Source organism: Microbacterium pygmaeum (assembly GCF_900100885.1).
GTDB lineage: Bacteria > Actinomycetota > Actinomycetes > Actinomycetales > Microbacteriaceae > Microbacterium > Microbacterium pygmaeum.
Genome location: NZ_LT629692.1, coordinates 921,127 through 937,547 on the forward strand (window position 1 = coordinate 921,127; position 16,421 = coordinate 937,547).

Here is a 16,421-nt window from a genome sequence, read left to right on the forward strand (position 1 = left end):
CTCCCACCCTAGGTCTCGGCCGCCGTGCGCATCGATGACCTTCCGGTCGCGCTACCCCAGGCGCCGCGGGTCCGCAAGGCGCTGGCCGAGCGGCGCACGATGGAGTTCCCTCGTATCGGGACCGTTCCCCCGAAGGTCTCGAATCGAAGGAGTGCCCAATGGACAACAGCACGCTCATCTGGATCATCGTCGCTGTACTGGTCGTCGCGATCCTCGTGGTCGTCGGTATCGCGGTGTCGCGCCGGAACTCTGCACGCCGACTCGAAGCGCAGCACGAGAAGGCCGAACGTCTGCGCGAAGAGGCGCGGAAGGCCGAGCTGGCCGCACGGGAGCGAGAGGCGGACGCGGCGCAGGCGCGGGCCGACTCCGCATCCGCGGTCGCCGCGTCCGAACAGGCCAAAGCGCGGGCCGCGCAGGCCGATGTCGACGCCCAACGCGCTCAGGAGACGATCCAGAGCCACGAAGCGGATGCCGCGGACCGACGTGCCGAGCAGGCCGATGCGCTGCGCAAGGCCGATGAGCTCGACCCCTCCGTCGAGACGACGCCGAGGACCGGCACGGCTGCAGGTCCCGACGCGAGGACCGACACGCACGAGGATCCTGTTCTGGACGGTCCGCGGGACGCCGACGGTAACCCGCTGACCCGACGCACCGACCGGATCTGATCCGACGCGTCACCGCCTGCGACCGCGACCCGCGGTCGTAGGCTGGTCGCATGGTGATGAGCCCTTCAGGGACAGGTTCCGCACAGGGAGACACCGACGTTCCGGCCGCCGGTGGAGGCGGATCGGGGACGTCGCCCGAACGCACCGACCCGCTTGCGGGCGCGCTCCCCGAGCGAGCAGTGCAGCTGGCGCAGCGGTGGATCGCCGAGAGCGCCGAGGTCGAGGTCGACCCTGCTGCGCAGCGACTCGCGGGGGTGTTGAAGGATCCCAACGGGCTGCCGTTCACGATCGGCTTCGTCGACGGCGTCATGCGCCCCGAGTCGCTGTCGGCCGCGGCATCCAATCTCCACCGCGTCGCCCCGCTGGTGCCGAAATTCCTGCCCTGGTATCTGCGCACCGCCGTGCAGGTGGGTGGCGCGACCGCGCAGATCCTGCCGTCGCCCGTCGTGCCCATCGCCCGCCGCGTGCTCCGCGAGATGGTAGGACACCTCGTGGTCGACGCGCGACCCGACAAGCTCGGCCCGGCGATCGCGAAGCTGTGCGAGAGCGGCGCGCGCCTGAACCTGAACCTGCTCGGCGAGGCGGTCCTCGGCGAGCAGGAGGCGCGGCGCCGCCTGGAGGGGATCCACGACCTCATCCGGCGCCCCGATGTCGACTACGTCTCGGTGAAGGTCTCGGCCATCGCGAGCCACATCTCGATGTGGGCGTTCGACGAGGTCGTCGACAAGGTGGTCGAGCGGCTGCTGCCGCTCTACCTGACCGCGGCTGCGGATGCATCAGCCGACTCGGGCACCACGTTCATCAACCTCGACATGGAGGAGTACCGCGACCTCGATCTCACGATCGCGGTCTTCACCCGGATCCTGGAGGACCCGCGCCTGACCGATCTCGAGGCCGGCATCGTGCTGCAGGCCTACCTCCCGGATGCGCTGCCCGCGCTCGCAGAGCTCACCGAGTGGGCGACCCAGCGCGTCGACGGCGGCGGGGCGCGCATCAAGGTGCGGCTCGTGAAGGGCGCGAACCTCGCGATGGAGCGAGTGGATGCCGCGATGCACGACTGGCCGGTGGCGACCTACTCCTCCAAGCTCGACTCCGACGCGAACTACCTGCGCTGCCTCGACTTCGCCCTTCAGCCCGAGCACACCCGAGTCGTGCGCGTCGGCGTCGCCGGGCACAACCTCTTCGACGTCGCCTACGCGTGGCTGCTGGCGGCGGAGAACGGGGTCCGCCCCGCGACGGGCTCAGGGAGCGAAGGCGGCTCGAGGAGCGATGATGTCGAGTTCGAGATGCTCCTCGGGATGGCGCAGGGCCAGGTCGAAGCCGTCGCCCGCGAGGTGGGGCACGTCCTGCTGTACGTCCCGGTCGTCCGACCCGATGAGTTCGACGTCGCGATCAGCTACCTCGTCCGCCGCTTGGAGGAGAACGCCTCGAGCGAGAACTTCCTCTCCGCAGCCTTCGAGCTGGCCGAGGACCCGACGATGTTCGACCGCGAGCGGGAGCGCTTCCTCGCCTCCATCCTCCGGGCGCAGGACGCGGCGCTGCCCACCGGCCCCCGGCGCACGCAGGACCGGAACGAACGGGCAGCAGGCGAACCGCGAGGCCCCGCCCGAGCAGTTCTGCGTGAGGCCCCCGCCGAATCCGACGCCGGATTGACCCAGGCAGTGCTCGATATCGCGAGGTCGGCCTCCGGATCCGATCGGGACGACAGTGGCGACACCGCACCGCTGGAGCCGGAGGCCGAGGCGCTGCTGTTCGGCGGCGACGCCTACGTGGAGACCGCCGTGTTCGCGCCGCGCGAGAGCGACGAGCGTGCCCTCGGGGCCCCCGGATTCCGCAACGCCGCGGACAGCGATCCGTCTCTGCCCGCCAACCGCGAATGGGCACGCGGGATCTTCGACCGGATCGACACCTCGACGGCGGGCGATGCGACGATCGCCGCCGCACTGGTGACCGAGCCTGACGCGCTCGAAGCGACGATCACGGGCGTGCGCGTGGCCTCCGCCGCCTGGGGGGCGCTGCCGGCGACCGAGCGGTCGAGTTTGCTGATCGCGGCGGCGCGCGAACTGGAGGCGCGCCGGGCCGAACTGATCGAGGTGGCCGCGTCCGAGACGGGGAAGGTGCTCGCAGAGGCGGATGTGGAGGTCAGCGAAGCCGTCGACTTCGCCAACTACTACGCCGCGACCGCCCGCGAGCTCGACCGGGTCAGCGGCGCGGTGTTCGTGCCCGCGCGAGTGACACTGGTCACGCCGCCGTGGAACTTCCCGCTCGCGATCCCCGCCGGCGGAGTGCTCGCCGCGCTCGCCGCCGGGTCGGGAGTCGTCTTCAAGCCCGCCCCGCAGGCTCGCCGCTGTGCCGCAGTCCTCGCCGAAGCGCTGTGGGCCGCCGGAGTGCCGCGCGAGGTCCTCGCGCTCGTCGACATCGAAGAGGGCGCGCTGGGCAGACAGCTCATCTCGCACCCGGACGTCGACCGGGTCATCCTCACCGGGTCCTGGGAGACGGCCGACCTGTTCCGCTCGTGGCGGCCCGACCTGCCGCTGCTGGCCGAGACCAGCGGCAAGAACGCCATGATCGTCATGCCCTCGGCAGACCTCGACCTCGCAGCATCCGATCTCATCAGAAGCGCGTTCGGCCACGCCGGGCAGAAGTGCTCCGCAGCGTCATTGGCGATCCTGGTCGGACCCGTGGGGCATTCCAAGCGCTTCGCGCGCCAACTGATGGATGCCGCGCGGTCGTTGCGCGTCGCGCCGCCGAGCGACCCTCTGGCAGAGGTGGGCCCGGTGATCGAGTCGCCGCAGGGCAAGCTCGCCTGGGCGCTGACCACCCTCGACGACGGGGAGCGGTGGCTGGTGGAGCCCCGCCCCCTCGATCACGGTTCCGAGTACGAGGGCCGGTTCTGGAGCCCCGGCATCCGCACCGGCGTCCAGCCGGGCTCGCGCTTCCACATGGAGGAGTTCTTCGGTCCCGTCCTGGGCGTCATGCACGCGAGCTCGCTGACCCAGGCGCTCGAGATGCAGAACGCCGTCGCCTACGGGCTCACCGCCGGGCTCTACACCCAGAACCCCGGTGACCTTGCGACCTGGCTCGAGGGCGTGCACGCGGGGAACCTCTACGTCAACCGGGGCACCACGGGCGCCATCGTCCAGCGTCAGCCGTTCGGCGGCTGGAAGCGGTCATCCGTGGGGGCCGGCACGAAAGCCGGGGGACCGAACTACCTGATCGGACTCGGCTCGTGGCGCCCGTCCTCGGGCTCGCCGGCTTCGAGCACCCTGCATCTGCGGGGCCTGGACACCCGCATCACCAGCATCATCGAGGCGGCGCAGCCGTCGCTGGACTACGACTCGTTCGAGTGGCTGCGCCGCGGCGCCCTCTCGGACGCGCTCGTCTGGGACCGTGAGTTCGGCCGGGTGCGCGACGTGTCAAGGCTCGGGGTGGAGCGGAACCTCTTCCGGTACCGGCCCATGCCGGGGGTCGAAGTGCGGGCGACCGGCGACGCGACCTGGCAGGCGGTGCTGCGGGTGGTCGTGGCCGGCATCCGGGCGGGCGCACCGTTCGACATCTCGGCGCCGGTCGGGTTGCCGCCCGCCGTGCGGCGCGTCCTTTCCGATGTCGGCGTCAATGTATGGGTCGAGTCCGACGCGGACTGGGTCGCCCGTATCGCTGCGCAGTCCGAGACGGAGAACCGACTCTCGCGCGTGCGCCTGGTCGGGGCATCCGAGTCGGTCGAGCGGGTGCGCCGCACACTCGCGGATGCTGTCGAGGGCGATCCCGATCTCGCGATCTATGCCAACGAGGTGACCATCGCCGGGCGCCTCGAGCTGCTGCCGTTTCTGCGCGAGCAGGCGATCAGCATCACCGCGCACCGGTTCGGCAATCCCGATCGGTGGAGCGAAGCCGTCATCTGAGCGCATCGAACGCGCGAGGCGGCTGAGGAAAAACAACTTATCTTTCTAGCCCGAGCCGGCGCCGCCCGGCAAGATTGCAGATGGTCACGCCCATGTCGAGTTCGGGACTCGACGGCGTGCCTGGCTGGGGGGCCAGCGACCCCGGCCGCCGGATCAGTCCGGTCGGCCGGGGGCCGCGACCGCTATGCGTCGGAATCGTCGACCGGGACCGTGAAGGCTGCCAGCAGGCCCTGGATGCCGATGCCGAACAGGGTCCATCGTCCGCTCGGCAGTTCGGCGCCGTCGGGGATGTCGTACACGGGATGCCCCAGCCCCTCCGCGGCCCGGATCGCGAAGCCCTCGCCCAGTGCGGCCATCGCCTCGGTGAAGTCGAGGATCGTGAGCGGTTCCCGGATGCGACGCCCGAAGCGCCGCAGCAGCGCACCGTAGAACTCCGCGAACGCGTCGATCGACCCGCGGTGCCGCTCGGCGCTGGCGATGCGCAGCTCGGGCCAGGATCCGGCAGCGGTCCGCAGCGCGAGCGCGGTGATGAACGCGTGGGAATCGCGCGACTCGGGCTCCAGGTGGAAGGTCGAGATGTAGTCGACATGGTCCTGCGCGGCAGTGCGCACGACATCCTCGATCGAACCGTCGTTCGCCAGGACCTCACGGATCGCCGTGGATGCGCTGGAAACCGGAGGGGCGAACCGCAGCCCGACCATCTCGACGGCCAGATCACGGTGGAACTCGTCCTGATCCGCCCAGATCCGATACGCGGCCCCGGTCGTCAGCCCCACTGATCGGAGGACCTCCTGGAGCCGGATGTGCTGCACCCCGGCGATCGCTCCCCGCTCCAGCAGCAATCGCAGAGCGGCCTCCAGGATGAGCTGCCGGGTCTCGTCCGCAGAACGTCGTGCCATGGCCTCAGCCTGTCAGTTCGGCCGGGTCGCGCGCACCAGCATCCGTAATGTAAAGAATTCTTGACATGCGGCAGTCGTCGAGCATACGCTTCGGATGTCAAACATTTTAGACATCTCGTGCCAGTCGCGAGCGAACGGAGCCGACATGGTCTACGAGGAGCGCAACACCTGGGCGGGGCTGATCACGAGCGTGATCGGGCTGACGGCGTATGTGATCATCGTGCTGCAGCAGGCGGGCGGCGGTCCGCTCACCGCGGTGAACTGGTGGCCGATCATGCTGTGGACGATCGCCGGCAGCGTCGTCCTGTCGATCGTGCTGAGCATCGGATGGGGCATGATTGCCGGTGTCCGCGATCCGGACGGCGTCGGCACGTCCGACCAGCGCGACCGCGACATCGCCCACATGGGAGGCCGCGTCGGCCAGGCGTTCCTCGTGATCGCCGGCCTCGGAGTGCTCGTGCTGTGCGCCTTCGAGGCGGACTGGTTCTGGATCGCCAACACGATGTTCTTCGGCTTCGCGCTCTCCGCGTTCATCGGCGGCATCGCGAGCGTCATCGCCTACCGGCGCGGGCTCGCCTGATGGTCAAACCCACCCGCGTGACCAACTCCATCCGTGAACTGCGCGAGCGAGCGGGTCTCACCCAGATCGAGCTCGCCAGACGCGTCGGAGTCACCCGTCAGACGCTCATCGCGATCGAGCAGGGCAAGTACTCCCCGACCCTCGAGCTCGCCTTCCAGATCTCGCGCGTCTTCGCCGTGGGCCTGGACGACCTCTTCCATTACCCCGAAGGAGAACCCTCATGAACGGCACCGCAGGGACCGTCCCGCGCACGATGACCGCCTGGTGCCAGGACCGCTACGGCGGCCCGGAGGCGGTGACCGAGAAGACGGTGGACACTCCGACGGCCGGGCGCGCAGAGGTGGTGCTGCGCATCCGGGCGACGGCGCTCAACGCCGCCGACCGGCACGTGATGCGCGGCGATCCGCTCCTGCTGCGCGCCGCATTCGGCCTGCGCCGGCCGCGGGCTGCAACGCGCGGGATGGACGTCGCAGCCACGGTGGTCTCTGCCGGGCCCGACGTGACCGCCCTCGCCGTCGGCGACGAGGTGATGGGTGAGCTCTCCGGCGGGGGCGGGCTCGCCCACTACGCCGTGTCTGGCGCCGATCGGCTGGTTCCGAGGCCGACGGAGCTCGACCCACTGACGGCGGCGACCCTGCCGCTGGCCGGTGGCACGGCGTGGCAGGCACTCGAGCTCGCCTCGGTCGCAGCCGGCGAGCGCGTGCTCGTGGTCGGCGCCTCCGGCGGTGTCGGAACCTTCGCCGTCCAGCTCGCCGCCCTCCGCGGAGCCGAAGTGTGGGCACTGTGCGGCGCGCATTCGCAGGAGCTCGTCACCGGCCTGGGTGCGCATCGCACGTTCGACTACCGGGAGACGGATGCCGCGGCGCTCCCGCCGTCGAGCTTCGACGCCATCGTCGACATCGCTGCCGAGAACCGCCTGCGCACCCTGAAGACGCTGCTGCGCCCCGGTGGCACGGTCGTGATGGTGGGCGGGGAGGGCGGTCGGGTGCTCGGGCCCCTCGGTCGGATGCTGCGTGCCGTGTTCGTCTCGCTGGGTGGCCGGGGCCGCAGCATCCGTCCGCTCGCCGCGGTCGCGAAGCCGGAGGTCACCCGGGAGCTCGCTGCGCTCGCCGCCTCGGGCCGGATACGCCCGGTCATCGAGCACGCCTTCGGGTTTTCCGAAGCCGACGCGGCACTGGCCCGGATCGACGCGGGCCGGACCGTCGGCAAGGTCGTCGTGCAGGTGCACATGGCAGAATGATCACCGGCGTGCCCGAGTCGTTCCTTTCCCGCCGCGGTTCCCGAGCGAACGCGACGAGTCGACGGACCACCGGGCCTGTGGACAGCGTCCGCCGCACTGCACGAGGAGCCGAATGTCCACGGACGAACGCCGCCAGCACCAGCGTCGCTACCTGATGTGCCGCCCCGAGCACTTCACGGTCAGCTACACGATCAATCCGTGGATGGTCCCGGCCAATCCCACCGACACCGCCAAGGCGGTCCGGCAGTGGCAGGACCTGTACGACACGTATCTCGCGCTCGGGCACGAGGTCGAGCTCATCGACCCGATCGACGGGCTGCCCGACATGGTCTACACGGCCAACGGCGGATTCGTCATCGACGGCGTCGCGTACGGGGCGAAGTTCCGCTTCCAGGAGCGCGTCCCCGAGGGGCCGGCGTTCATGGACTGGTTCCGCGAGAACGGGTACGACGTGCGCGAGCCCGTCGAGGTCAATGAGGGGGAGGGTGACTTCCTGCTCGTCGGTGACACGATCCTCGCCGGTACCGGATTCCGCTCCACCGGTGACAGCCACCGCGAGGTCGGCGATGTCTTCGGCAGGGAAGTCGTCTCGCTGAACCTCGTCAACCCGACCTTCTATCACCTCGACACCGCCATCGCGGTGCTCGATCCGGTCGAGGGGATCGCGAACGGCGGCCCGGAGCGTGCCAACATCGCCTACCTGCCGGACGCGTTCGACGAGGTCAGCCGCGCCATCCTGGAGGAGCGCTACCCCGACGCGATCCTCGTCTCCAGTCAGGACGGCGCCGTGTTCGGCCTGAACTCGGCGAGCGACGGACGCAATGTCATCATCTCGCCGCGCGCGAAGGGGTTCGAGACGCAGCTGCGCGAGCGCGGCTACAACCCGATCGCGGTGGATCTGTCCGAGCTGCTGCTCGGTGGTGGCGGCATCAAGTGCTGCACCCTCGAACTGCGCGGAGCCACGTCATGACCAGCTCGGCCGAGCTGACCTCCGAGACGGCGGCGCTGATCGCCGCCGAGGACGAGCACCTCGCACACAACTATCACCCGCTGCCCGTGGTCATCGCCCGCGGCGAGGGCGCCTGGGTCACGGACGTGGAGGGCAGGCGATACCTCGACCTGCTCTCGGCCTACTCCGCGCTGAACTTCGGTCACTCGCATCCGGCGATCGTGGCCGCCGCCCGCGAGCAGCTGGGCCGGCTGACCCTCACCAGCCGCGCGTACCACAACGACGTGCTCGGCTCCTTCGCAACCGCGCTCGCAGCGCTCTGCGGCAAAGACCTCGTGCTGCCGATGAACACCGGCGCCGAGGCCGTCGAGACCGGCATCAAGGTCGCCCGGGCGTGGGCCTACCGCGTCAAGGGTGTGCCGGCGGATGCTGCGAGCATCGTCGTCGCGCACGGGAACTTCCACGGCCGCACGACCACGATCGTCGGCTTCAGCGACGACCCCGACGCACGGGACGGCTTCGGCCCGTTCACGCCGGGGTTCGTCTCGGTGCCGTTCGGCGACGCCCAGGCGATCGAGGCGGCGATCGACGAGAGCACCGCCGCAGTGCTGGTCGAGCCGATCCAGGGTGAGGCCGGGGTCGTGATCCCGCCGGAGGGGTACCTGCGCGCCGTGCGGGAGATCTGCACGCGCCGCGGGGTGCTGTTCATCGCCGATGAGATCCAGTCCGGCCTCGGCCGCGTGGGGGCCACGTTCGCCTGTGACCGCGAGGACGTCGTCCCTGATGTGTATCTGCTCGGCAAGGCGCTCGGCGGCGGCATCCTCCCCGTCTCGGCCGTCGCGGCCGATCGCGACGTGCTCGGCGTGATCCGGCCCGGCGAGCACGGCTCGACGTTCGGCGGTAATCCGCTCGCGTCGGCCGTCGGGCTGCAGGTGGTCCGGATGCTGTCCACGGGCGAGTTCCAGGAGCGCGCGAGCGCGCTCGGAGCGCACCTCGAGAAGGCGCTGGAGGAGCTGGTCGGCTCGGGGGTCACCGCCGTGCGCGTTGCCGGCCTCTGGGCGGGTGTCGACATCGATCCCGCGAAGGGCACCGGCCGCGAGATCGCCGAGAAGCTCCTCGCACGGGGTGTGCTGGTCAAGGACACGCACGGTCAGACGATCCGGATCGCGCCGCCTCTGGTCGTGCGCGGAACGGAACTGGACTGGGCGGTCGAGCAGCTGCGGGTGGTCCTGGCCGCGTGACGGCAGTGCCCGCTGCCGGTGGCGGATGCCGCTACTCGAAGACTGTGATGTAGCGCTCGTGCCACCCGGTGGCGCCGTCGGGGATGACTCCCGTGACATCCTCGGTCTGCAGCTCGCCGGTCGCACTCGTCGCCCGGCAGCGCAGCAGGTGGTCGCCGACGGTCGCCTCCCACGGAATCATCCACTGCACCCACGTGTCGTCCGAGATCGGCGTGGCCAGCGTCGCGGGCTGCCACGCTCCGTCGTCGACCTGCACCTCGACGCCGGAGACGCCGACGCCCTGCTGCCAGGCGACGCCGGCGATGACGCTCTGACCGGCCTTCAGGCCCTGCGATTTCCGCGGCACGTCGATGCGCGACTCGAGTTTGATCGGGCCCCGCGGCGACCAGCCGCGGTCGGTCCAATACGAGGTGGCGTCGCTGAAGCGCGTGACCTCGAGCTCGGTGACCCATTTGGTCGCCGAGACGTAGCCGTACAGTCCCGGCACGACCATCCGGACCGGGAAGCCGTGTTCGGCGGGAAGGGGCTGTCCGTTCATCCCGACCGCCAGGATCGCATTGCGGGCATCGGTCAGCGCCTCGATCGGCGAGCTGGCGGTGAAGCCGTCGATCGAGCGGGAGAGCACCATGTCGGCCTCGGCGTTCGGCACGGCCTGTGCGAGCAGATTCCGGATCGGGTAGCCCAGCCACAGCGCGTTGCCGATCAACTCGCCGCCCACCTCGTTCGAGACGCACGTGAGGGTGGTCACGCTCTCCTCCAGCGGCAGAGCGAGCAGCTCATCCCAGGTGAGGGTGACCTCGTTCTGCACCAGCCCGTGGATGCGCAGACTCCAGTCGGCAGGATTGATCTGCGGCACCAGAAGCGCGGTGTCGATCCGATAGAACTGTTCATTCGGCGTGATCACGGGAGCCAGGCCGGCGATCGCCAGTTCCGCCCCCGCGGGAACCGGCGCCGCGGTGGACGCCGGGACCGGCAGCTTCACGGCTTCACGGATCGCCGTCCCGGCCCGGGCGCCCGCGCGCGCGAGCGAGGAGCCGACGGCTGCGAGCACGCCGACCGCAGCGGTTCCGGCAGCCCACGCCAAGAACGTGCGTCGCTGCACCGCCCCACCGGCATCCGCGTCCGATGTGCCCTGCGGCCTGGACAACCGTTCGCCGTATGCGGCGGACGGCACGTGCGCGCGTCCGGGGACGCGGGCGATCAGCATCCCAAGGGCGACGGCGGCCAGAGCGCCGGCAACCGCTGAGGGCAGCCAGTCGAGCGGGCCGGCGTTCGCGCGGGTCATGGCGGCAGTCACTCCCGCGGCACCGAACAACACCATCACGACGAGGCCGAGCGGTGGCAGACTCAGTTGGAGGATGCCGGCCACGGCGGCGATCGCCACCAGCACGATCCCGATCCCGACGAGCAGTGCGGTCTTGTCATTCGTCCCGAACAGCGAGATCGCCGTCTCCTTCGCCCACGGGGGAGCGAAGTCGATGAGCGCCGATCCGATGACGGCGAAGGGGCTCGCACCCGGTGCGATGAATGCGGCGACCAGCTCGCCGATCCCGGCACCGAGCACGGCGGAGGCGATTCCGGCGACTGCGGCAGCGAAGCGGCGTCTCCGTCTGGCCCTGACATCCGGCTCGGACATGGGAAGAGCCTACGTCCGCGCGCACGGAGAGGGCGCGAGGGCACTGCGAAATACAGCCGCAACACGCCCCGGACTAGGCTCGCTGCATGGGTGACTTGTTCGACGGATACGGCTCGACACTCGCGCCGCGCAAGACGGCGTCGGGCATTCCGGCATTCGACGAGATGTTCGCCAGCCCCTCGCATCCGGGTGAGGCCGCCGAGTCGCGCTCGGCGTATCGCGAGCTGTATCAGGCGCTCGCTCAGATGACGCAGGAGGAGCTTCGCGGACGCACCGAATCGCTGGCGAGCTCGTACCTGGCGCAGGGCGTCACGTTCGACTTCGCCGGCGAGGAGCGTCCCTTCCCGCTGGATGCCGTGCCGCGCGTGATCACCTACGACGAGTGGTCCCGCGTCGAGGCCGGCGTCAAGCAGCGCGTGCGCGCCCTGGAGGCGTTCCTCGACGATGCCTACGGCCGGCAGCACTGCGTGCGCGACGGCGTGCTCCCCGCCGCCCTGATCGCGTCCTCCCAGTACTTCTACCGCCAGGCGGCCGGCATCCACAGCGCGAACGGCGTGCGCATCCAGGTGTCGGGCATCGACCTGATCCGCGACGAGCACGGCGAGATGCGTGTCCTCGAGGACAACGTGCGTGTGCCCAGCGGCGTGAGCTACGTCATCTCCAACCGCCGCGTGATGGCGCAGACCCTGCCCGAGCTGTTCGTCTCGATGCGGGTGCGCCCGGTCGGCGACTACCCGAACAAACTGCTCGCGGCGCTGCGGGCATCCGCTCCGTCCGGCGTCGAAGACCCGAACGTCGTCGTCCTCACTCCCGGCGTGTACAACTCCGCGTACTTCGAGCACACCCTGCTGGCGCGACTCATGGGCGTCGAGCTCGTCGAAGGGCGCGACCTGCTCTGCGTCGGGGGCAAGGTCTTCATGCGGACCACCCGCGGTCCGAAGCGCGTCGATGTCATCTACCGTCGCGTCGACGACGAGTTCCTGGACCCGCTGTCCTTCCGCGCCGATTCGATGCTCGGAGCGCCCGGGCTCATGCTCGCCGCGCGCCTGGGCAACGTGACAATCGCCAACGCGGTCGGCAACGGCGTCGCCGACGACAAGCTGCTGTACACGTACGTGCCGGATCTGATCAGGTACTACCTCGCCGAGGAGCCGATCCTCAAGAACGTCGACACCTGGCGCCTCGAGGATCCGGGCGCGCTGGAGGAGGTGCTCGACCGGCTCTCCGAACTCGTCGTCAAGCCGGTGGACGGCTCGGGCGGCAAGGGGCTGGTGGTGGGTCCGGATGCCTCACCCGCCGAACTCGACAAGCTCCGAAAGCGCCTGATCGCCGACCCGCGCGGCTGGATCGCGCAGCCCGTCGTGATGCTCTCCACGATCCCGACGCTCGTCGAGGACGGCATGCGCCCGCGCCACGCCGACCTGCGCCCCTTCGCGGTCAACGACGGCGATGACGTCTGGGTGCTGCCGGGAGGCCTCACCCGCGTCGCGCTGCCCGAAGGAGAGCTCGTCGTCAACTCCAGCCAGGGCGGTGGGTCCAAGGACACCTGGATCGTCGGCGGCACCGCTCCAGGGCACGTCGAGTACGGTCAGGGCGTCGGCCTCGCGGGCCTCGTCGCCGACCAGGCCGCCACGGTCACCGCGGCGATCCCGATCATCTACGACGGGCAGCCCACCCCGGCCCATTCCCCCCAGGACAACGCGATCACGCGCAACGACCAGCAGGAGCAGCAGCAGCAGCAGGCCGGCGTGCAGACACAGCGACTGGGTGGCCTGGTGCAGACGCAGCACATGGGCGGTGAAGCATGCTGAGCCGCATCGCCGAGTCGCTGTTCTGGATCGGCCGCTACATCGAGCGCAGCGACGGCACCGCCCGCATCCTCGACGTGCACCTCCAGCTCCTCCTCGAGGATCCTTGGATCGACGAGGACACCGCCTGCCGGTCACTGCTGCTCGTGATGGGATCGATCCCGCCCGAGTCCGACGAGCTCGTACGCCGTGAAGACGTGCTCGCCAAGCTCGCGGTGGACCGCGGCAACCCGGCATCCATCGCCTACGCACTCACCGCCGCACGCGAGAATGCGCGCCGCGCGCGTGAGATCGTCTCGACCGAGCTGTGGGAGACGCTGAACACCACGAACGCCCGCATGCCGCGGCGCCTGCAGACCGATAAGGTGCACGACTTCTTCAAGTGGGTGCGCGAGCGCGCGGCGCTCGCCGTCGGGATCACCGACTCGTCGACGAGCCGCGATGAGGCCTGGCAGTTCTTCACCCTCGGCCGCAGCATCGAGCGGACGGACATGACGGCGCGGTTGCTGGCGACGAGGTCGCTGACCGAGGCATCCGGGCCCTCCTGGACGACCATCCTGCGATCGTGCGGCGCGTACGAGGCGTACCTGCGCACGTACCGCGGTATGCCCAGCGCCCGCAACGCGGCGGAGTTCCTGCTGCTGGACCGCCTGTTCCCGCGATCGATCATCTACTCGATCCAGACCGCGGAGGACTGCATGAGCGCCATCGATCCGCGCGCCGACCGTGTCGGTCACTCCAACACGGTGCTGCGCGCGCTCGGGCAGATCCGCAACGACCTGGAGTACCGGCCGGTGAGCGAGATCCTCAGCGAACTGCCCGAGCACATGGACCGCGTGCAGAAGGTGACGCGCGAGGCATCCGAGGCGATCAAGGCGCGGTTCTTCCCGACGCAGGCGGAACCAAGCTGGATCGGGGAGATCTCGTGAAGCGAGGCATCGAATGAAAAGATTGCGCATCGAGCACCAGACCGGTTTCTCGTACCAGGGCGACGTCTCGGCCTCGTACAACGAAGCGCGGATGCTGCCGAATTCGACGGACAGCCAATTCGTGTTGAGCTCGTCGCTCGACATCGATCCGTCGACCTCGGTCAACCAGTACGTCGACTACTTCGGCACGCGGGTGGCGACGTTCGATGTGCTCTCGCCGCACGCCTCCCTCACGATCGCAGCGCGCTCGCTGGTCGAGGTGCGTCCGCGGCCGCTGGAGCACCAGGACATCTCGTGGGAGCGCCTTGCCACGGAGGCGACGCGGTCGATCGAGACGATCGAGCAGCTCGGCCAGACGGCACGCACGACGCCCCACCCTGAGGTCGCCGAGATCGCCCGGACGATCGCCGGACAGCACGCGCAGCCGGGTCAGGCCGCGCACGCCATCTCGATGGCGATCGGCGACGCGATGCAGTACATGCACGGGATCACCGGCGTGCACTCGACCGCGGCCGAGGCCTGGGAGGAGCGCAAGGGCGTCTGCCAGGACATCACGCACATCACCCTGGGCGCGCTGCGCGACGTCGGGATTCCAGCGCGATATGTTTCGGGCTACCTGCACCCGCGCGCCGACGCCGAGGTGGGCGAGGCCGTCGTCGGCGAGTCGCACGCCTGGGTGGAGTGGTTCGCGGGGGAATGGCAGGGCTTCGACCCGACGAACCGGCTCGACATCGGCGACCGCCACGTGCTGGTCGGTCGCGGGCGCGACTACAACGACGTCCCGCCGCTGCGCGGCGTGTACGCCGGCCCGCACAAGTCCCAGCTGCACGTGAAGGTGACGATCACCCGCGAGGCCTGAGGTCGCGTCAGGCGGGGGAGTCGTCCGGGTCGAGGGCCTTGAGCGTGTCCTCTTCGACTGCGTTGTCGGCCTCGAGCTGATCCTCGGTCGTCTCGTCCCCGCCCGTGGGCGAATCCTGCGTCGGCTCGGGCTGGTCGGATCGTGGATCGGTCATGACCCGAGCGTACGCCCGCGCGTCAGCCCCGCGGGTCGTACCGCTCGGGTGGGAAGGCGGCGGCCACGGCCTCGCGGAGCGTCTCGAGCGAGGCATCCGCTCCGAACCACCCGTGCGCCCGCGCCTGGACGAGCACGTTGCCGATCGCGGTCGCCTCCACGGGGCCGGCCAGCACCGGGATGCCAGCGCGGTCGGCGGTCGCCTGGCACAGCAGCCGGTTCAGCGATCCGCCCCCGACGATGTGCACGACGTCGATCTCGCGCTCGCCGACCTCGGCGGCGGTGTGCAGCGCGCGCGCGAACGCGGCGGCGATGCTCTCCACGATCGTCCGGGCGAACGCCGGACGCGACTCCGGCACGGCGGCGCCGCTCGCGCGGAGCAGCTCCGCGATGCGCGCCGGCATGTCGCCGGGCGCGGACAGGCTCGGATCGTTGGCATCGAAGAGCGCGATCGGACCGGGAACGGATGCCGCGGCATCCAGCAGCTCCGGAAGATCGATGCGCTCGCCCTCCTCCGCCTCCCACGCCCGCAGCGTCTCGCTGAGCAGCCACAGGCCCGTGACGTTGTGCAGGAAGCGCACGCGCCCGTCGACGCCGCCCTCGTTCGTGAAGTTCGCCTCGCGCGCGGCGTCGCTGAGCACCGGGGCATCCAGCTCGATGCCCACCAGCCCCCAGGTGCCGCACGAGATGTATGCGGCGTTCGGCGAGGTCATCGGCACCGCGACGACCGCGGATGCGGTGTCGTGGGATCCCACGGCGATCACCTCCAGCGGTGCCCCGACACGTTCGCGGGCAGCCCCGCGAAGCTCGCCGAGTTCGTCACCGGGGTCGACGAGGGGAGGCAGGACGGATGCCGGGATCCGCAGCTTCTCAGCCAGTTCGAGGTCCCACTCGCCGGTCCGGACATCGACCAGCCCGGTCGTGGACGCGTTCGTCCGCTCCGCGGCGCGGACGCCGGTGAGCAGGTACGCGACCAGATCGGGCACCAGGAGGGCGAGCTCGGCGTCGTCGAGGCCGCGCTCCACCACGTACTGGTACACGGTGTTGAACGGCAGGAACTGGAGGCCGTTGCGGCGATACAGCTCGTCGAACGGCACGGTGGCGTGCACGCGCTCCACGCCCTGCACGATCCGCTCGTCGCGGTAGTGGAACGGCTCGCCCACGAGCTCACCGCCCTCGACGAGGCCGTAGTCCACCGCCCACGAGTCGATCCCGACGCTGGACAGGCCAGGCTCGCGCCGGTACGCCTCGCGCAGTCCCTCCACGATGTGCCGGTACAGGCCCGTGAAGTCCCAATGCAGTCCGTCGTCGCCGACCACGGGACCGTTCGGGAAGCGCGCGACAGATTCGAGGCGCAGCATCCCGTCGCCGACGTATCCGAGCATGACCCGCCCGCTGGTGGCGCCGAGGTCGACGGCCGCGACGACCCCCCCGCCGCTGCCGGTCATCGCCCGGTCCCCATGCTCGAGCGGGCATCCTGTGCCCGAGCGGGCACGTTCAGACGTTGCGCAGCGCGCCCGTTCGGGGCGCACATGCCCGCTCGGCGGCGGGGGATGCCGG

14 protein-coding genes are annotated in these 16,421 nt (G+C 70.2%); 10 read left to right on the top strand and 4 right to left on the bottom strand.

Annotated elements, in window-relative coordinates; all coding sequences use genetic code 11:
• Positions 1-158 precede the first annotated feature (158 nt).
• Positions 159-665 carry a hypothetical protein gene (locus BLT19_RS04265; protein ID WP_091486933.1) on the top strand — a complete coding sequence of 169 codons (507 nt, stop codon included), beginning with the start codon at positions 159-161 and terminating at the stop codon, positions 663-665.
• 50 nt (positions 666-715) lie between these two features.
• A complete protein-coding gene (locus BLT19_RS04270; protein WP_231917785.1) occupies positions 716-4,567 on the top strand; it encodes a proline dehydrogenase family protein in 3,852 nt (1,283 codons plus the stop codon).
• A gap of 182 nt (positions 4,568-4,749) precedes the next feature.
• On the opposite strand, the gene BLT19_RS04275 is transcribed toward BLT19_RS04270, so the two are convergent.
• Positions 4,750-5,466, bottom strand: a complete 717-nt coding sequence (locus tag BLT19_RS04275; protein WP_091486936.1) for a hypothetical protein — start codon at positions 5,464-5,466, stop codon at positions 4,750-4,752.
• 94 nt (positions 5,467-5,560) lie between these two features.
• Between BLT19_RS04275 and BLT19_RS04280 the strand changes: the two genes are divergently transcribed.
• The 5 genes from BLT19_RS04280 to rocD all read left to right on the top strand — a co-directional run bounded on the left by BLT19_RS04280 (position 5,561) and on the right by rocD (position 9,476).
• Positions 5,561-6,046, top strand: coding sequence for a hypothetical protein (locus BLT19_RS04280; RefSeq protein ID WP_231917786.1), 486 nt, complete (start codon positions 5,561-5,563; stop codon positions 6,044-6,046).
• Positions 6,046-6,270 (top strand): helix-turn-helix transcriptional regulator, encoded by a 225-nt coding sequence (locus tag BLT19_RS04285; RefSeq protein ID WP_091486940.1) that lies wholly within the window; start codon positions 6,046-6,048, stop codon positions 6,268-6,270. The genes BLT19_RS04280 and BLT19_RS04285 overlap by 1 nt, the downstream gene beginning before the upstream one ends.
• Positions 6,267-7,286, top strand: a complete 1,020-nt coding sequence (locus tag BLT19_RS04290; RefSeq protein ID WP_091486943.1) for an NAD(P)-dependent alcohol dehydrogenase — start codon at positions 6,267-6,269, stop codon at positions 7,284-7,286. Before BLT19_RS04285 ends, BLT19_RS04290 begins: the two co-directional genes overlap by 4 nt.
• A 112-nt stretch (positions 7,287-7,398) precedes the next feature.
• Complete coding sequence (gene ddaH, locus BLT19_RS04295; RefSeq protein ID WP_091486945.1) at positions 7,399-8,256, top strand: dimethylargininase; 858 nt, start codon at positions 7,399-7,401, stop codon at positions 8,254-8,256.
• Complete coding sequence (gene rocD, locus BLT19_RS04300) at positions 8,253-9,476, top strand: ornithine--oxo-acid transaminase (RefSeq protein WP_091486948.1); 1,224 nt, start codon at positions 8,253-8,255, stop codon at positions 9,474-9,476. Before ddaH ends, rocD begins: the two co-directional genes overlap by 4 nt.
• A gap of 31 nt (positions 9,477-9,507) precedes the next feature.
• Here the strand turns inward: rocD and BLT19_RS04305 are convergent, their stop codons facing one another.
• Positions 9,508-11,112, bottom strand: coding sequence for a molybdopterin-dependent oxidoreductase (locus BLT19_RS04305; protein ID WP_091486950.1), 1,605 nt, complete (start codon positions 11,110-11,112; stop codon positions 9,508-9,510).
• An 86-nt stretch (positions 11,113-11,198) separates the two neighbouring features.
• Here BLT19_RS04305 and BLT19_RS04310 point away from each other — a divergent pair, with 86 nt between their 5' ends.
• Genes BLT19_RS04310 through BLT19_RS04320 form a run of 3 tightly spaced genes read left to right on the top strand, consistent with a single transcriptional unit; the run spans position 11,199 to position 14,708 of the window.
• The gene (locus tag BLT19_RS04310) at positions 11,199-12,923 is read left to right on the top strand and encodes a circularly permuted type 2 ATP-grasp protein (RefSeq protein WP_091486952.1); all 1,725 of its coding nucleotides are present in this window, start codon (positions 11,199-11,201) and stop codon (positions 12,921-12,923) included.
• Positions 12,917-13,849, top strand: coding sequence for an alpha-E domain-containing protein (locus BLT19_RS04315; protein ID WP_091486954.1), 933 nt, complete (start codon positions 12,917-12,919; stop codon positions 13,847-13,849). The genes BLT19_RS04310 and BLT19_RS04315 overlap by 7 nt, the downstream gene beginning before the upstream one ends.
• 13 nt (positions 13,850-13,862) lie before the next feature.
• A complete protein-coding gene (locus BLT19_RS04320; RefSeq protein WP_091486957.1) occupies positions 13,863-14,708 on the top strand; it encodes a transglutaminase family protein in 846 nt (281 codons plus the stop codon).
• Between the two features lie 7 nt (positions 14,709-14,715).
• Here BLT19_RS04320 and BLT19_RS17755 read toward each other — a convergent pair whose 3' ends face one another.
• Positions 14,716-14,862 (bottom strand): hypothetical protein, encoded by a 147-nt coding sequence (locus BLT19_RS17755; RefSeq protein ID WP_172825589.1) that lies wholly within the window; start codon positions 14,860-14,862, stop codon positions 14,716-14,718.
• 22 nt (positions 14,863-14,884) lie between these two features.
• Complete coding sequence (locus tag BLT19_RS04325) at positions 14,885-16,309, bottom strand: rhamnulokinase (RefSeq protein ID WP_091486959.1); 1,425 nt, start codon at positions 16,307-16,309, stop codon at positions 14,885-14,887.
• Positions 16,310-16,421 lie beyond the last annotated feature (112 nt).

Excerpts from the sequence above, each read along its gene's own strand:
- BLT19_RS04265 (WP_091486933.1), top strand. The coding sequence starts at position 159 with ATGGACAACAGCACGCTCATCTGGATCATCGTCGCTGTACTGGTCGTC.
- BLT19_RS04270 (WP_231917785.1), top strand. The coding sequence starts at position 716 with ATGGTGATGAGCCCTTCAGGGACAGGTTCCGCACAGGGAGACACCGAC.
- BLT19_RS04275 (WP_091486936.1), bottom strand. The coding sequence starts at position 5,466 with ATGGCACGACGTTCTGCGGACGAGACCCGGCAGCTCATCCTGGAGGCC.
- BLT19_RS04280 (WP_231917786.1), top strand. The coding sequence starts at position 5,561 with ATGTCAAACATTTTAGACATCTCGTGCCAGTCGCGAGCGAACGGAGCC.
- BLT19_RS04285 (WP_091486940.1), top strand. The coding sequence starts at position 6,046 with ATGGTCAAACCCACCCGCGTGACCAACTCCATCCGTGAACTGCGCGAG.
- BLT19_RS04290 (WP_091486943.1), top strand. The coding sequence starts at position 6,267 with ATGAACGGCACCGCAGGGACCGTCCCGCGCACGATGACCGCCTGGTGC.
- ddaH (WP_091486945.1), top strand. The coding sequence starts at position 7,399 with ATGTCCACGGACGAACGCCGCCAGCACCAGCGTCGCTACCTGATGTGC.
- rocD (WP_091486948.1), top strand. The coding sequence starts at position 8,253 with ATGACCAGCTCGGCCGAGCTGACCTCCGAGACGGCGGCGCTGATCGCC.
- BLT19_RS04305 (WP_091486950.1), bottom strand. The coding sequence starts at position 11,112 with ATGTCCGAGCCGGATGTCAGGGCCAGACGGAGACGCCGCTTCGCTGCC.
- BLT19_RS04310 (WP_091486952.1), top strand. The coding sequence starts at position 11,199 with ATGGGTGACTTGTTCGACGGATACGGCTCGACACTCGCGCCGCGCAAG.
- BLT19_RS04315 (WP_091486954.1), top strand. The coding sequence starts at position 12,917 with ATGCTGAGCCGCATCGCCGAGTCGCTGTTCTGGATCGGCCGCTACATC.
- BLT19_RS04320 (WP_091486957.1), top strand. The coding sequence starts at position 13,863 with ATGAAAAGATTGCGCATCGAGCACCAGACCGGTTTCTCGTACCAGGGC.
- BLT19_RS17755 (WP_172825589.1), bottom strand. The coding sequence starts at position 14,862 with ATGACCGATCCACGATCCGACCAGCCCGAGCCGACGCAGGATTCGCCC.
- BLT19_RS04325 (WP_091486959.1), bottom strand. The coding sequence starts at position 16,309 with ATGACCGGCAGCGGCGGGGGGGTCGTCGCGGCCGTCGACCTCGGCGCC.